The sequence below is a fragment of the Bradyrhizobium sp. Mp27 genome, from assembly GCF_029953005.1.
GTDB lineage: Bacteria > Pseudomonadota > Alphaproteobacteria > Rhizobiales > Xanthobacteraceae > Bradyrhizobium > Bradyrhizobium barranii.
The window spans coordinates 1-384 of the sequence record NZ_JASAUS010000675.1; the positions used below are offsets into that span (position 1 = coordinate 1).

The 384-nt window shown below is 61.7% G+C and carries 1 protein-coding gene; it reads right to left on the minus strand.

Annotated elements, in window-relative coordinates; all coding sequences use genetic code 11:
• On the minus strand, window positions 1–218 hold a 218-nt coding region (locus tag QJT78_RS52265; RefSeq protein WP_281460961.1), incomplete at its 3' end, for an AMP-binding protein.
• Window positions 219–384 lie beyond the last annotated feature (166 nt).

Consider the following 384-nt stretch of genomic DNA (forward strand, 5'->3'; position numbering starts at 1 on the left):
GGGCGGTTCAGGTAGCCCCGTGCCACCCCCGCCCCGCCAATGTAAAGCTCGCCGACCGCACCGAACGGCACGGGCGCGCCATGGCCATCCAGCAGGTACACCCGCGTGTTGACGATTGGACGCCCGACGTGAGGCATCTGGGGCCAACATGACGGATCAGCTGCAAGGTGGTGCTCGGAAATGACGCTGATTTCCGTGGACCCATATTGATTGATCAATCTCGCGTTCGGATGTGCTTCGAAGAACGTCCTAAGCAGTGGAGTGGCCTGCAATCGCGAGCTATGGCGGAATCTGGGTGATGACGGTGTGAGGAAGGCGGCGTATCGAGGCGGGTGACGAGCCTGCCAGAACCTCTCGAGGAGAGCGATACGCCATGACCGAGAC